The following is a 16,426-nucleotide window of genomic DNA, read 5'->3' on the forward strand; positions in this document are numbered from 1 at the left end:
ACATGCTGCGCATAATTATCATCACTTGAATACACAACATTTAAATTCATAATTAGCCCTCCATTATTTAGAAAAGACTTTCCTTACTTTCGAAATATTATCTCCACCTATTATTTTAGACAAAATAACTTTTAAATTTACCTTCATTCTTACATTCAGCGGCAACCAACTTTTATAAAAATAATGCATTGCATACGTATCTTTAGTAATAAATTTTCTACAATTAATATAATCATATGGAGAAAAATATGTTTGAGGATAAAAAACTCCTGCCCCTTTTATTTCTTGATATTCTCCATTTAGCTTTAATTCTAAATTCTGTAGAATTTCTGTTACAATTGCTACATTTGTCAAATCATCATACGTTCCATCTTGTTTTATAAACTTTTTATCTGTATAAGAATCTAAAAACACTTTAATAAGCTGATTTCCTTTTCTTGCACCTATCGTACTAGTAGCTATATAATTTTCTTGTTCGAATCCCCAAAAAGAATGGTGATGTAATAAATCATCAAAAGATTTAAACACTTCGACATCAGTATCTAAATAAATTCCACCATAGTAATACAACACATGAACTCTTACATAATCACTTACAAATGCATATTTCCCCTTTTCATAGGCTTCCCTAGTATATATATTACAATTAATATCGAAATTATTTTCATTCCACTCTATTATGTCAAACTCTGGTAAATGCTTCTTCCAGCTATTTATACATTTTTCTACTATACTAGGCTTTTCTTTTCCTCCAAACCAGCAATAATGTATTTTACGAGGAATCTTCTCCCGTATATTTTCCAAATTACTCCCTCCACTCACTTAATCCCCTTTTAACATTAGCTCAAAAATAATTACTCTTATAAATAACTCCCAAAGTAATAATATGTTCATAAACAAAATAAATAAAATAGCATAACAAGATGCTATAATAAATTAATTTTCGATCCTTTTTTGTAAATAACTTTATTACCCATGCAATTAATATCAGTTGATATAATCCGAAATAAATAGAAAATCTTGCAAAAATCCAATTTTGTGTTGAAATAAACATAAATACCGTGCCAAGCAAAGCCATATTTACGATAACATCACATTCAGGAAAAATCTCTCTCAGTCTATCCTTACCAATATACGCCAGAATAAGCGGTGTCGAATCCACAGCAACCCTTAGTATATTGGCACCACCTTCATGAAATTCTTTATATTGACTATATTGAGTGTCTTCTATTGCTTTAAATAAAACCTCTGTAAATTGATTGAATCCTATAACTATAAGTACTGCTAAAAAAAGAAGTAAAAAAGTTATCCCTGACCACGCTCTCCTTCTTATTAAAAAATACACAGGAATAAGCACTAGTGCACTTTGATGAAAAGTTGAAGCAAAAAGTACAATTAATACATACATTTTCCAGTTACCATCAAAAATATATTTTGTTGCTGCAAAGACAATAGCTGCAGCCAAATACTGCCTTATTCCATTCATGGAGACTAAATACATCCCAGATGTTATGTATACATATAGACTTATCTCAATTAATCTTGAATATTTATATAAAGTTAATACAATTAATAAATTTGTTATTAGTGCTGTAATAAAAACCATAGCTTGAGGATCATTAGTGTATCCCTTTAAAATCATTTGAAAAATATTGAATCCCATGTCCTTATTATTTTGGATATATTCCCAATTGAATTCAGCCACCTTATATGCATGCATATAAAAATAAGTATCCCCAATATTATTTCGAAGACCAGATACCAATACAAGGGATAAAACGGCTATCAAAATTAGAAACTGATTCGGTTTTATCAATGTAGTCCCCGTAGTCACAGGCACAGCAAAATACCTTGCAAAAAATGCGAGTATGAATACGATAAAAAGATTCATCCAAAGTATAGTCATTATTATGTCCTCTCATTTACTTACTAAGTAAATCCCTATATATTTACTTCCATTCTTGTTTTCATTGTAATGTAACTATAAAGAATAACTCCAAATGGCAATGCGCAAATCGTAAGACCTTTGCATGGCGACTCTTGCATAAATCTTTTATTTTTCGCTATAAAACTACTAGATACATAATGTACAGCTTGCCTATACTTGAATACTCGATTAGTAAATGGTAATTTCATAAGTTCCTTACGATAAAAAGCAAAACCTCTTGGATTTTTACGATATTGATTTAGCATATTCATTGATGAACCGTCAGGCATGTATTCAACATAGCAAAGAGGTTCGTTCATCAGTAACATCTCATACTGCTGATCTAACATATAATATTTATATGCTAATCCAACATATTTTTCATTTTTAAAAATTGGGTATGGATATTTCTTAGTCAATTCTGTGCGATAGACCAATTTTTTATCACCTGTGACACCATGTTTATTGTAAAGATTAAACAACGTGGAATATTTAAGGTTTTCTGGTAACTCCGAGCCAATTATTTGTCCATCTATATACAAATCTAGTCCGATTATCCCACTAACTTCATCACTTCCATAGCTATTCCAAAAAGAAATAATTTTCTCTACGGCATCATCTGGCATATAATCATCAGAATCAATACAAACATTTAACTCCGTTTCAATTAACCCATATGCTGTATTATGAGCACCATGCATCCCTTGATTTGGTTGCCAATGATACCTTATTTTTATATGTCCCTCGAAAATCCAATTATTCACCAACTCTTTCGTGTGATCACTAGATCCATCATCTATAATGAGCCATACAAAGTTCTTGCATGTTTGACGTTTTAAACTCTCATAACAATTTTGAAGACAATATGCTCTATTATAAGTAGGGGTGAAAATTGTTAAATTTTCCAAATTACTCACCTCGAACGTACGGAATAATAGTCTTGAGTTAATTCTGCCGTATGTTTTATATCGTAGCCTTTCTCCCAAAATACTTGAGCTGGTATTTCCCTCGGAAAATTACTAATTTCTATATTTTTCATTTTTTCTATCCAAGCCATTTTATCTGCTAGAGGAACATGTTCAACTAGATTCATTCCCAAATCCACTTCTTTCGTAATAGCATCCGATATGATACAAGGTAAACCAACCCCTTGCGCCTCTACAAGTATGACTGGTAATCCCTCATGAATAGACGGAAAAACAAATACATCAAATGCTTGAAGTATCCTTTCTATATCACTTCGTACCCCCAGAAACCTTATGTGATTCTCCATGTTCAAATCTTTTACCTTTTTTTCCATTTCCAAACGAAGCGGCCCTTCTCCAGCTAATAAAAGTATTGAATTTGGCCGAAATTGAGTTAACTGAGCAAATAAATCTATAAGATAGGTATGATTTTTTTGATAAGCGAATCTTCCGACATGACCTATAACAAAAGCTTCCTGTTCAATTTGTAATTCCTTTCTTACTTGTTTTCTTATTTCAGGACGGAACAAAAATCTATCACAATCAATTCCATTTTTTAAGATTTTGGCTGTATCAGCTTTATCTGCAAATAACCATCTCGCAGCTGCATTTGAGCATGCTAACAAATGCGTTGCACATGTACCTATAGATTTTCCTGCATACCATTTATAGATTTTTGCAGTAGCACCACCTTCACTACTAGTATTGTGACTATGCGCAATCCTAACTGGTACCCTTGCTTTTTTAGCTGAACGAAGTACTAATCCACTCATTTTATCCATATGTGAATGAACGATTTTATATTGTGGATGAGAGCTAAAGAAGGTATTTAATGCCTTTATATAGCCTCTATGACCAACATCCGTAACATATGAAATTCTATGAACTTTTCCGCCTAACTTTACTATTTCTTCATCAAACACTCCTTCTTTACATGTTAAAAAATCAAATTGAACTTTGGAACGATCTATATTGCGATATAAATTCATAATTAAAGTTTCTGCTCCGCCTCTATTCATATTTACGACTACATGTAATACTCTTAATGGAGTACCCAATTTAAATCCTCCATTTCACCCATAAATGTTGTATAGATTTCTTGTTTCTCCTTTAACACTTCATTTACTGAATATTGATTTTTAATACTAGTACATCCATACTGCCCCATCTGAGCTAATACTTTAGGATTTATAGAAATACCCTTTATCCTGTCAGCCATTGCTTTTATATCATTACGATCTACAATCCAACCATTTTTATTATTAATAATCAATTCCCTATGTCCCCGGTTATCAGTAGCTACAACCGGAAGTCCACAAGCCATGGCTTCCATAATATTAACTGGCAAACCTTCCCTGTAACTAGATGCAACTGCAAGATCAGACATCTGTAGTAAGGAAGCTATATCATTTCTGTAACCGAGAAAATGAACCATGTTAGTCACTCCTAGTTGAGTAGCTATTTTTTTACACTCTTCCATTAACGGTCCTTCGCCAGCAAGCAAAAGCTTCGCATGTGGCATTTCATTTTTCAATTGTGCTAATACATGGATTAAAAAGTTTTGATTTTTATTCTTATTAAATTCAGCAGCATAAAACATTAAAAAATCTTGTGATTTATAGCCACATTGTAGCTTTAATTCTCGTTTCTCAATTTCAGTTACAGGAGTAAACCGTTGTACATCTATTCCTACACCGTGAACTAGCTTAATATCTCTCACTGGAAAGCAATGTTTAACTGCTAAATCATAATCTTCTTGGTTAATTGTTATTAGACAATCCGTATGAGAAGCTAGAATTCTTTCAATTGGATAATAAAGCAACCAATTCATATACGGTGATCCTTTACAAAAGTGAAATCCATGTGCTGTATATACGACTTTCGTTCCTTGCCGCCTGGCTTTCTGAGCAGCTAACCGAGCAATTACTCCTCCCATAGGCGTATGACAATGAATGATATGATATTTATTTTGATCAATAATTGATTTTAGTTTTTTATATGCGTGGAGGTTTTGTATACTAAGAGGTGATCTTTGAATAGGAATATTATATTTTCGAGTTACGTACGGAAGATGTATATTCCCATTCGCTGCAACATGTACTTCCCATCCTTGTTCTGAAAACCATTTCAAATACGGTAAATGAAAAGCCTTAAAATGATAATCTACAGTTGCACAAAACAGAACTTTTTTAGACACCATCCCACGCACCCGTCTTATATAAATTTTTTCTATTAACCTGATACAGGTATTAACAGTTTTAAAGTTTTACGCTGATTTACTAACTTTAACAATCGTTTTCTTAATTCTACTTCGTTTAAATCTGTATAACTTGAAATAAACTCTTCAATTTCTTCTATACGAACATTCATTTCTTGTCCTACGTAAATCCTCGGATAAATTTGCTTTTCATTCATTTCATCTTCTTTTAGTAATTCTTCAAAAAGTTTCTCCCCTGGGCGTATACCAGTAAATTCTATTCCTATTTCATCCACAGAATTTCCTGATAATCGAATAAGATTTTTGGCAAGGTCGACTATTTTCACTGGTTCTCCCATGTCCAATACAAAAATCTCTCCACCTTTAGCTAAAGCACCAGCTTGCACTACGAGTCTTGATGCTTCCGGGATTGTCATAAAATACCGAACCATATCAGGATGAGTAACTGTAACTGGTCCACCATTTTGAATTTGCTTCTTAAATAAAGGTATAACACTCCCTCTACTTCCTAAGACATTCCCAAAGCGTACAGTAACAAACTTTGTATGACTTATTTTATCTTTATGTTGAATTACCATCTCAGCTAATTTCTTTGTTGCTCCCATAACACTCGTCGGATTCACAGCTTTATCAGAGGAAATCATAACAAACGTTCCTACTCCATGTGCTCTCGCTGCCTCTGATACATTCATAGTTCCAATCAAATTATTTTTAACAGCCTCTTCAGGATTATTCTCCATTAGTGGTACATGTTTATGTGCAGCTGCATGATATACAACATTTGGAAGATGTTTATTCATTATTAAATTCATCTTTTTTCATCTTGTATATCTGCGATTTCAGGAATAAACGTGCCTTTCATATCTCCATATTTTCTGTTTAATTCCATTTCTATAGAATAAATACTGTTCTCCCCATGCCCTAGTAAAATCAACCTTTTCGGCCTAAATTTTGCAATTTGTCTACAAATTTCCGAACCAATTGAACCTCCTGCACCAGTAACTAAAATAACTTTGTTAGTTATATAATCTGAAATAACATCCACATCAAGTTCTACAAGATCGCGCCCTAATAAATCTTCTACTTGAACATCTCTGAATTCGTTCACCGATACTTTACCCGTTACTAAGTCTTCTAACATCGGAAGAATTTGAGTTTTCACTTCTGTTTTTAAACATCTTTTCAAAATAACATTTTGCTCTCTTTTGTTTAATGAAGGAATTGCTAAAATTATTATTTCAATATTCATTTTTTTAACAACGTACTCAATTTGATTCTTACCACCAATTACTGGAATACCCCAAATATCAAGGTTATGTTTTTTTACATTATCATCAATAAATGCGACTGGCATTAATTCGGCAGCACTATTCTTTAACAACTGCCTTGCAACCATTGTCCCAGCAGATCCCGCACCAACAATTAACGTTCTTTTTTTATCACCCTTTTTTACATAATAAATATCTCTGTACATTCTCCATATAAAACGTGAACCACCAATTAATAAAATATGAATCATCCAAGTTACAACTAACAGCCGAAAATACATTTTTTGCATGATTAGTTGCTGCACAACTGCTGTAGCAATTATAGAAAATGTAACAACTTTGCATATAATGAGTAATTCTCCTATACTTGCATATTCCCAATCTTTATTATACAACTTATATATTAAAGCAAATAAATGATGACTGACTAATAGAGTGATAGAGCTAATAATTGATGATAAAGTGATAACACTAAAGCTAGCATTTACAAAGAAATAACTAAAGAAAATAGCACTTAACACAATCATTGAATCCATTAAAAGCAATAACGATATCCTCCGTCGATACGTCATGTAACTTCCTCCTTTAATCAATTCCATACTTAACTCTTTCAAATTTAAAGTTGCTAACTATATTCTCTTTATTAAAAACACATAGTTAGAAACTTTAATAAAATAGGGGCATCTAACCCTCCCTCACATTACACTCTTGATGACTCGCATCTAAGGTTGTTTTCACAACCCACAGCATAATCGAGTGCCTCCGTTGATAGCGGTAAGGAGACATCACCACATCGTAGCTCTTTAAAAAAATTCTTTATAAAGAACATATTAATATAAGGATATTTTTTTAAAAAAGTACATTTATGTTATTTATACTTTTCCATTCAAAATCGCACCTAATATCCTACTTTTCGTAAAACTTAACGCCCTTTTCGTTTCAAGCGCATCTTCATTCACAGTATGATTATAACGTATCACCAATAATACACCTTCACACTTATCAGCCAATACACTTGTATCCGTTACTTCTAGTACAGGAGAAGAATCAAATAATATAATATCATATCGTTCCATTGCATTTTGAACTAACATATCCATTGCACTCGAACTAAGTACTTCGGATGGATTGAATGGTACCGGTCCGCTAGTTAATACATCCAGACTTTCCATCTCTGTTTTTTTCACGGCGCCCTCTAAAGTTGTTTTTCCGTTCAATATATCAATTAATCCAACTGTATTTTCTACTCCAAACATTTCATGAATCGTTGGTGTTCGTAAATTTGCATCTATTACCAATACTTTTTCACCTTTTTGTGCTATTGAGACTGCTAAATTAACTGTAATCGTTGATTTTCCTTCACCATACCTCGGAGAAGTAATGACTATAGTTCTGCTTTTATGAATAGATGAAGATAATTGAAGGTTTGTTCGAAGCGAACGATACTGCTCCGAAATTTTCGATCTTGGAGCGGTATGTACAATTATACTTTCTCCTTTAACTTTATTTGTTTTTCGTCTATTTTTGTAAGCCACTCCGTTCCCTCCCCCAATAATACCGTATTTTTTTTACTGAATTTGTCTTTCACATTTTTTCTATTCATTTTAGATATTCCGCCCAAAACAGGGACATCTAACAATTGTTCAATTCGCCGTTCCGATTTGATTCTCTCATCAAGTGAATCCAATAAAAAAATGAATCCAATACTGAGCACCATACCTATAGAGAATGCAATTAGTATCGTCTTAAAGTGATTTATATTTATAGGCATAGATTTTTTTTGAACTGGGTCTTCTGGTAATATACTCACATTATTAAAATTCAGTATATTCGCTACTTCTTTCTTATAAACAGCGGCTGTAGTATTTGCAATTTTATGAGCAAGCATAGGATCTATATCCACTACATTTATTCTCATAATCTGGGACCCTTGCACACTTTCTGTACTTATTTGTCCACTTAATGCACCTGCAGATCTGTTAATATTCAATTCAGCAGCCACTTTTTCTAATATTACAGGCTCATTTACCATCGCTTTCAATGTATTCATCGTTTCAGCATTAGCTTGAACAATAACCCTTGCTGAAGAGGCATATAATGGTGTTTTTACATATATAGTATACATCGCTCCTGCTACTGTTGTGAGAGTTGTAAATAATAGAATGATCCAAATTCTTTTCCGTATAATAGTAAATAGATTTTTCAAATTTATTTCCTTATCCATAACTTCCCTCCTCATTTAAAACCAATGAGCTTCAACTTGAAATTGACATCGAAAACTTAAGAAAAAAACAATATTTTCATTCTTTTTAATATACAAACATTTCTAGTTAATGCCATTTTAGTTCTTTATACAGAACGAGTCAACACAAATTATTTTCACTAAATTACTTCCTGATGACACTAAAAAAATTGCGACAATATTCGTGTTTTTTCACTGTAGATAAATGACGAAAAAACCCTAATACCGTAGTATTAGGGTTTTTTTCTCTCTTAGTATAGAGACATATATTGATCGCGTTCCCATTGGTGAACTTGCGTGCGGAAAATATCCCACTCAATTTCTTTTGCTTCAATGAAGTGCTCAAGTAAATGATCACCTAATGCGCCACATACGATTTCATTAGATTGTAAAATAACTAACGCTTGCGCTAATGTTGCTGGCAAGTCAACGATACCTGCTTCTTCGCGCTCTTCTTTTGTCATTACATAGATGTTACGATCTACTGCAGCTGGCGGAGTTAATTTGTTTTTAATTCCGTCAAGACCTGCTGCTAATAATGTAGCCATTACTAAATATGGGTTTGCAGCTGGGTCAACACTACGTACTTCTACGCGTGTACTAATACCACGAGATGCAGGGATACGCACTAATGGACTACGATTTTGTGCAGACCATGCTACGTAACATGGAGCTTCATATCCAGGTACTAAACGCTTGTAAGAGTTTACAGTTGGGTTTGCTACCGCTGTAAATGCTGGTGCATGTTTTAAAATACCTGCGATGAAGTGACGAGCATCATCACTTAATTGTAAATCACCGTTTTGGTCGAAGAATACGTTCTCACCATTTTTAAATAGTGATAAGTTACAGTGCATACCTGAACCGTTCACACCGTATAATGGTTTCGGCATAAATGTTGCGTGTAAACCATGTTTACGAGCAATCGTTCTTACAACAAGCTTGAATGTTTGAATGTCATCACATGAGCGAATTGCATTTGCATATTTAAAGTCAATTTCATGTTGACCTGGCGCAACCTCATGGTGAGATGCTTCAATTTCAAAGCCCATTTCTTCAAGTTCAAGAACGATATCACGACGACAGTTTTCCCCTAGATCCATCGGCGCAAGGTCGAAGTATCCACCGTTATCGTTTAACTCTAATGTTGGATTTCCTTTTTCATCAACTTTAAATAGGAAGAATTCTGGCTCTGGTCCAAGATTGAAATCTGAGAATCCTAATGCTTCCATTTCTTTTAACACACGCTTTAAGTTGTTACGTGGGTCGCCATCAAATGGAGTACCATCAGCATTGTAAATATCACAGATTAAACGAGCTACTTTACCTTTTTCAGCTGTCCAAGGGAAAATTACCCAAGTATCTAAATCCGGATATAAATACATATCAGATTCTTCAATACGTACGAAACCTTCAATAGAAGATCCATCAAACATCATTTTGTTATCAAGAGCTTTTGTTAATTGGCTCACTGGAATTTCTACGTTTTTAATTACCCCTAAAAGGTCCGTAAATTGCAGACGGATATACTTTACATTCTCTTCTTTCGCCAAACGGAAAATATCTTCTTTTGTGTACCTAGCCATTATAAATTCCTCCTTAGTCCCTCTAAACACCTTCAGAATCAGTTATCTTTAGTGAAAAAACCTTGAAATGTCACCTTGTCGCAATGAAGTCCGATTAAATCTACCTGTATGTTGCAGTTCATCTCGAAGAATTTTGCGAAGCTCGGATTTTGAAATTTCTTTCGTTTCTTCTTTTACTTTCACTGCTTCTGTTTGATTTTCTTTCATTTGCAATACTTGTTTAATTCCGGCCATATTTAAGCCTTGATCTAACAAATCTTTAATTTCCAACAATTTATCTACATCGTTAAATGAAAATAATCTACGATTCCCTTTTGTACGGGTTGGAAAAATAAGATTATGCTCTTCATAGTAGCGAATTTGACGTGCAGATAATTGTGTTAAATCCATTACAATACCAATTGGAAACAGCGGAGCAGAACGTCTATCTTCTTTCATTGTTTCAGTTCCTCCTTCGCCTTAACTGTTTCTCATTTTATACCATGTTATGTTTAGTGTCAATAGATGTTAGCTTTTCTTACATGATTTTTTTGTGAATTTTTTCATTTTTTTTCTAATGGCACAAATCATTACTTTCACACGAAAAAAGCTGCCGAAATCGACAGCTTTCCTTTAAGAAATTGTTAATAATTTTTTTTCAATTAACGCATCAATCGCAGAACAAATCGCAATCTTTACATGCGAATAAGTTAACCCACCTTGCACGTAAGCAACATAAGGCGGACGAATCGGACCATCAGCCGACAGCTCAATACTTGCACCTTGAATAAACGTCCCCGCAGCCATAATTACATCATCTTCATAACCCGGCATATAGTTTGCATATGGAGTGAAATGAGAATTAATTGGAGATGCATATTGAATCGCTTGACAGAACGCAATCATACGATCTTTATCATCAAATTGAACAGACTGAATTAAATCTGTTCTTGGTGCATTCCAAGCTGGTGATGTATTCATCCCTAACTTTTCTAAAAATGCAGCTGTAAAAATCGCACCTTTTAGCGCTTGTCCCGCTACATGCGGCGCTAAGAAGAAACCTTGATACATTTCTTGCAAACTGTATAAAGATGCCCCTGCTTCCGCACCGATTCCTGGAGATGTTAGACGATATGCACACGCTTCAACATACTGCTCTTTACCAACAATGTAACCACCAGTTTTAACAATTCCACCGCCAGGATTCTTAATAAGAGAGCCTGCCATTAAGTCCGCACCAACATGACATGGCTCTTCTTCTTCAATAAATTCGCCATAGCAGTTATCTACAAATACAACAACATCAGGTTTAATCTCTTTCACAAACACAATCATCTCTTTAATTTGTGAAACAGTAAACGACGGACGAGTAGCATATCCTTTTGAACGCTGAATACCAATCATCTTCGTATTACTATGGATCGCAGCTGCAACAGCTTCAAAGTCCACAAATCCCTCTTCAGTTAACGGAACTGCGTTATAACCAATATTATATTCTTTAAATGAGCCTACACCTTTTCCGCGTACACCAACGATTTCTTCTAACGTATCATATGGTTTTCCTGTTATGTATAGCAGTTCATCTCCTGGACGTAAAATACCGAATAGAGCTGTCGAAATTGCGTGAGTACCTGAAATAATTTGCGGACGAACAAGACCCGCTTCTGCCCCAAATACATCAGCATACACTTTTTCTAACGTGTCACGACCAATATCATCATAACCATAACCTGTCGTCGGAATAAAATGCGAATCGCTAATTTTGTGTTTACGAAAACTTTCTAATACACGAAATTGGTTACTCTCAATCACTTCATCCACATGTTTATGTACTTCTATAATTTGACTTTCTACTTCTTTTACGATTGGAGCAATTTTTTCTCCATTTTTCAAACGATCAAACATTATTTTCTCCTTCTTCCACTAAAAATCTCTTTAATTGCCCCTTAAGCGATGAATGAGCAAATATATACCCTGTACAATCATATACAAATTTATCTTCTAGAAACTCCATTTTAGTTAATATTGTTTCTGTCTTTAAAAGCGTTAATAACCTACCTTCACTCGGAGGGATTTCCACTTGATAATCATCCATTTCTTCCTTCATCTTCGTTTCTAGCGCTTCTTTTATACGCAATAAATCACTTTCTTCAAAAGCACTAGTCATTAAGAAATCACTTTTCGGAAATGGAATGAAGTTTTGATGCAATTTATCTTTTTTATTATATAACGTAATAATAGGAATACGATTAATTTCAAGGTCCGACAATAATTGTTTTACTGTCTGCTCATGCCCTACATAATTAGGATCTGCAGAATCAACAACATGTAAAATAACATCCGCTTCCCCAGCTTCTTCTAACGTAGATCGAAAAGCAGCAATTAGTGACGTAGGTAAATCTTGTATAAAACCAACCGTATCAGTCAAAAGCACTGTATAACCAGAAGGTAACGGCATCTTTCTTGTCGTCGGATCTAGCGTTGCAAACAATAAGTTTTCTTCAAAGGTATCAGCTTCCGTTAATCTATTAAACAACGTAGATTTTCCTGCATTTGTATACCCAATTAACGCAACTTGAAACACTTTATTATCTTTTCTTCTCTCACGATATCTCTTTCGATGCTCCACAACAACCGCAAGTTGTCTCTTTATTTCATCAATACGAGATCGAATATGACGACGATCTGTCTCAAGCTTCGTCTCTCCTGGTCCCCTTGTACCAATTCCACCACCAAGACGTGATAAAGCAAGACCTTGTCCCATAAGGCGCGGCATTGTATATTGCAATTGAGCTAATTCTACTTGAAGCTTACCCTCTCTCGATTTCGCACGTTGCGCAAAAATATCTAGTATTAACTGCGTTCGGTCAATCACTCTCGCATCTAATACTGAAGATAAATTCCGAATTTGACTTGGTGTTAACTCATTATTAAAAACAATAACAGCTGGTTCTAATTCTTCCGTCAACGCTGCAAGCTCTTCTAGTTTACCTTTTCCTATATAAGTCGCCGGATGAAACTTCGGGCGCTTTTGCGTCGTTGATACTAACACTTCCGCTCGCGCAGTTTTCGCTAGCGATGCAAGCTCTTTCATGGAATGCATAAATTTTTCATCATCATCTTGTGGCAATTGACAGCCAACTAATATGATTTTTTCTTTTTCTTCCATCAAATATGTTCACTCATCCTTTTCGAAATTTAAACCTTCTAATATAATAGCAGAGGAAGCACATTTCATCTAGTTAGCGGGGGAGAAAATTCATGGCATGGGAGATTTTTAGCATCATAGGCACAATCGCTTTCGCACTAAGCGGAGCCATTGTTGCAATGGAAGAGGATTATGATATTTTCGGGGTATATATTTTAGGAATGGCAACCGCATTTGGGGGAGGTGCCCTTCGTAATTTATTAATCGGTTATCCAATCGTCGCGTTTTGGCAACAAGACATGTTATTCCAAATCGCACTATTATCAATGACGATCATTTTTCTTTTTCCTAATAAATTAATTAAGCATTGGAAAAAGTGGGAAAACATCACAGATGCCATCGGCTTATCAGCGTTCGCCGTACAAGGAGCTCTATACGCCCAAAAATTAAATTTACCAATTAGCGCTACAATTGTAGCTGCTGTTTTAACTGGCATTGGCGGCGGTATTATTCGTGATCTTTTAGCACGTAGAAAACCTCTCGTCCTTCGAGCTGATGTATATGCGTTTTGGACGATTTTAGCCGGCTTTTTGATTGGCGCTAAAGTCATCGTTAGCGATTGGGCTCTATACACCTTATTCATTTTAATTGTTTGCTTCCGCATGGTTTCTATTCATTACAAATGGCATTTACCGCATAGACGCATCGATACAAAGGAGCGCTCAATGCATAAATAGCAATCTAACCTCTTTACATATCGTAAAGAGGTTTTTCTTTTCTAACGAGTTTTTCTTTACATAATGTTTATACTAATTTTTAAAGCGAGGTGAATGCAAATGACAAACCATGTTAATAAAGGAGCTCAAAAAAGCTCAGTAAACCAATTTGGACATGATCCAAATTCAGCGCACGAAAAGAGCGCTAAAATGGAACGTCTTCATAAAACTCACCAAGAAAAAGCAAAAAAAGAGTAAACGAACTTATGCATAAAAACAGACGCACAGTCTACGTACTGTGCGTCTCCTCTTCAAGCATTAAATCCATACTTGATATCCCAATTAAATCATATTTATCATACGTATCCTCTTGTAACAATCGCATAGCTTGTGTACGAATCGATTTTTCAACAATATTCCGTACGTATCGCCCATTACTAAACGATGTAATTTGCGACGAATACTTTACCGCATGTAAATGATCTCGAAATTTCCACTCCGCTTCTTTAGATAACTGATATTCACGCTCCTCATACATTCTCTTTCCAATTTCCAACAGCTGATTTACCGAGTAATCCGCAAATTCAATAATAAATGGAAAACGAGATTGTAACCCTGGATTTAATGAAAGAAAATGATTCATCTCTCTTGAATATCCAGCTAAAATTAATACAAAACCGTGCTGCTTATCTTCCATATGCTTCACAAGTGTATCAATAGCTTCCTTCCCAAAATCCTTCTCTCCCCCCCGCGCTAAAGAATACGCCTCATCAATAAACAAAATACCTCCCATGGCCTTTTTTATTAAATCTCTCGTCTTTTGCGCTGTATGACCGATATACTCCCCCACAAGATCAGCACGTTCTGCTTCAACTAAATGCCCCTTCGATAAAATATTCATCTCAAACAACAATTTCCCTATCATTCTAGCAACGGTTGTCTTCCCAGTACCGGGATTCCCCCTAAATAACATGTGAAGCACTTGCTTCTCAGATTTCAACCCCATCTCTTGTCTTTTTTTATTTACATAAATCCAAGCATAAATTTCTTTTATTATCTTTTTTATTTCATCCATCCCAACAAGCTTTCCCATCTCTTCTTCAATTCTCTGCAACATCTCATGTTTAGTAGTGGTTTCACTTGAAATTACCGTTTTATTTTCTGATGCCGGTAACGAAATTTTCTTTCGATGGTTTAATACAATATTAATTTGATTGTTATTTTTCTTACGCATCGATTGTTCCATACAATCACCTCATTTTATCCACTCACCAAATATTATTATTCCAGTCCCTCTTGCAAATGCCTATTTTCAGAAAAGTTTGCTATAATATAAGAAATAATCAAGGTGGTGGGACTATGGAAACAACGGAATTCCATGATACAATACAAGCCTTTTCTATTTTTTTATTGAATAAAGGCCGAAAGTCTTCAACCATTAAACGTTATGTTTATGACATTGAAGATTTTGGACATTGGTTAGAAAAAAACAAAAAGCTCCCTTCCAGTAATATATGGGCAACACTTTGTACAAAAGACTATGAAGATTACTTTTCAGACTTAAAAAAGAATCGACACTACTCTGAGAAAACAATGCATCGTGTATTTATTGTATTAAATAGAATGCATCATTTTCTTAACATTCCAAATCCATTGAATGATATGGAAATTACTATTCAACCAAACCGTGCATTGCGTAATGAAGATTTCATTTCATCCGATGAAGAAAAAAGATTAAAGCATATAGTCACTTCATTAGAAGGACTTTCAGAAAAACAACGTCCCGTTCGTCCATTATTAATGGATCGTAATATCGCCATTTTAAGTATATTAATCGACTACGGACTATCCTTACAAGAGCTTACAGCATTAACTATGCATCACGTTCATTTTGAAACTAATACACTTTCTATTCCAGCAACCGCAGGAGTAGAAAGAACAATCACATTAGCAATCGAAGACAAAAAACAACTGTACACATATTATAAAAGTATTCCAGAACCAGTTCGTCCTAAATACCATAGTAATGACCCGTTGTTTGTTGCATTCGATTTTAACCGCGGAACATACAGATGGGTATACGAAAACGATGCACCAAAAGCACTAACAGAAATCGCTATCCAAAAAATGATCCGACTTGAAGTAGCAAGAGCGAATTTACGTAAAGGCATTTCTGGACAACATTTCCGGAACACATTTATTTTACGCCTAATAAAAAAACAAACCCCAGAGCCAGAAATCATAAAATTAGTTGGCTTCAAATCAAAAATTTCACTAAAGCGATATTATCAATATGCTGAAAATAAAAAAAACGCCCTATAATAAGGCGTTTTTTTATTTTTTTCTCGAAAGAATCCATTTCACTATGACCATTTAA

Annotated in this window: 15 protein-coding genes and 1 pseudogene; 3 read left to right on the forward strand and 13 right to left on the reverse strand. The window is 34.5% G+C overall.

Annotated elements, in window-relative coordinates; translation table 11 throughout:
• Positions 1 to 63: 63 nt before the first annotated feature.
• The 12 genes and pseudogenes from JFU23_RS06325 to hflX all read right to left on the reverse strand — a co-directional run bounded on the left by JFU23_RS06325 (position 64) and on the right by hflX (position 13,354).
• The gene (locus JFU23_RS06325) at positions 64 to 804 is read right to left on the reverse strand and encodes a glycosyltransferase family 32 protein (protein ID WP_201031626.1); all 741 of its coding nucleotides are present in this window, start codon (positions 802 to 804) and stop codon (positions 64 to 66) included.
• Positions 805 to 844: 40 nt separating this feature from the next.
• Positions 845 to 1,906, reverse strand: a complete 1,062-nt coding sequence (locus tag JFU23_RS06330; protein WP_201031627.1) for an EpsG family protein — start codon at positions 1,904 to 1,906, stop codon at positions 845 to 847.
• Between the two features lie 35 nt (positions 1,907 to 1,941).
• Positions 1,942 to 2,835, reverse strand: coding sequence for a glycosyltransferase family 2 protein (locus tag JFU23_RS06335; RefSeq protein WP_201031628.1), 894 nt, complete (start codon positions 2,833 to 2,835; stop codon positions 1,942 to 1,944).
• Positions 2,836 to 2,840: 5 nt separating this feature from the next.
• A complete protein-coding gene (locus JFU23_RS06340; protein ID WP_201031629.1) occupies positions 2,841 to 3,950 on the reverse strand; it encodes a glycosyltransferase family 1 protein in 1,110 nt (369 codons plus the stop codon).
• Complete coding sequence (locus JFU23_RS06345; RefSeq protein WP_201031630.1) at positions 3,935 to 5,092, reverse strand: glycosyltransferase family 4 protein; 1,158 nt, start codon at positions 5,090 to 5,092, stop codon at positions 3,935 to 3,937. Before JFU23_RS06345 ends, JFU23_RS06340 begins: the two co-directional genes overlap by 16 nt.
• A 32-nt stretch (positions 5,093 to 5,124) precedes the next feature.
• Positions 5,125 to 6,950, reverse strand: a pseudogene (locus JFU23_RS06350) (polysaccharide biosynthesis protein).
• A 300-nt stretch (positions 6,951 to 7,250) separates the two neighbouring features.
• On the reverse strand, positions 7,251 to 7,913 hold the full coding sequence (locus JFU23_RS06355) for a CpsD/CapB family tyrosine-protein kinase (protein ID WP_137058042.1): 663 nt from the start codon (positions 7,911 to 7,913) through the stop codon (positions 7,251 to 7,253).
• Complete coding sequence (locus tag JFU23_RS06360) at positions 7,862 to 8,602, reverse strand: YveK family protein (protein WP_201031631.1); 741 nt, start codon at positions 8,600 to 8,602, stop codon at positions 7,862 to 7,864. The genes JFU23_RS06355 and JFU23_RS06360 overlap by 52 nt, the downstream gene beginning before the upstream one ends.
• Before the next feature lie 269 nt (positions 8,603 to 8,871).
• Positions 8,872 to 10,206: a type I glutamate--ammonia ligase gene (glnA, locus tag JFU23_RS06365; RefSeq protein WP_201031632.1), complete on the reverse strand. Its 1,335-nt coding sequence runs from the start codon at positions 10,204 to 10,206 to the stop codon at positions 8,872 to 8,874.
• 48 nt (positions 10,207 to 10,254) lie between these two features.
• Positions 10,255 to 10,644, reverse strand: coding sequence for a transcriptional repressor GlnR (gene glnR / locus JFU23_RS06370; RefSeq protein WP_002014475.1), 390 nt, complete (start codon positions 10,642 to 10,644; stop codon positions 10,255 to 10,257).
• Positions 10,645 to 10,818: 174 nt separating this feature from the next.
• Positions 10,819 to 12,090 (reverse strand): methionine gamma-lyase family protein, encoded by a 1,272-nt coding sequence (locus JFU23_RS06375; RefSeq protein ID WP_088033951.1) that lies wholly within the window; start codon positions 12,088 to 12,090, stop codon positions 10,819 to 10,821.
• Complete coding sequence (gene hflX / locus JFU23_RS06380; RefSeq protein ID WP_002069969.1) at positions 12,083 to 13,354, reverse strand: GTPase HflX; 1,272 nt, start codon at positions 13,352 to 13,354, stop codon at positions 12,083 to 12,085. The genes JFU23_RS06375 and hflX overlap by 8 nt, the downstream gene beginning before the upstream one ends.
• A 92-nt stretch (positions 13,355 to 13,446) precedes the next feature.
• On the opposite strand from hflX, the gene JFU23_RS06385 reads away from it, so the two are divergent.
• Together JFU23_RS06385 and JFU23_RS06390 are read left to right on the forward strand one after the other, a co-directional pair.
• On the forward strand, positions 13,447 to 14,070 hold the full coding sequence (locus JFU23_RS06385) for a trimeric intracellular cation channel family protein (protein WP_002014478.1): 624 nt from the start codon (positions 13,447 to 13,449) through the stop codon (positions 14,068 to 14,070).
• Between the two features lie 99 nt (positions 14,071 to 14,169).
• Positions 14,170 to 14,307: a hypothetical protein gene (locus JFU23_RS06390; RefSeq protein ID WP_002087943.1), complete on the forward strand. Its 138-nt coding sequence runs from the start codon at positions 14,170 to 14,172 to the stop codon at positions 14,305 to 14,307.
• 31 nt (positions 14,308 to 14,338) lie between these two features.
• Here the strand turns inward: JFU23_RS06390 and spoVK are convergent, their stop codons facing one another.
• Positions 14,339 to 15,295: a stage V sporulation protein K gene (spoVK, locus tag JFU23_RS06395; protein WP_002014481.1), complete on the reverse strand. Its 957-nt coding sequence runs from the start codon at positions 15,293 to 15,295 to the stop codon at positions 14,339 to 14,341.
• A gap of 113 nt (positions 15,296 to 15,408) precedes the next feature.
• Between spoVK and JFU23_RS06400 the strand changes: the two genes are divergently transcribed.
• Positions 15,409 to 16,371, forward strand: a complete 963-nt coding sequence (locus JFU23_RS06400; RefSeq protein WP_002128613.1) for a tyrosine-type recombinase/integrase — start codon at positions 15,409 to 15,411, stop codon at positions 16,369 to 16,371.
• The last annotated feature ends 55 nt before the right edge of the window (positions 16,372 to 16,426 follow it).

The organism is Bacillus sp. TH50 (assembly GCF_016650565.1).
GTDB classification, from domain to species: domain Bacteria; phylum Bacillota; class Bacilli; order Bacillales; family Bacillaceae_G; genus Bacillus_A; species Bacillus_A mycoides.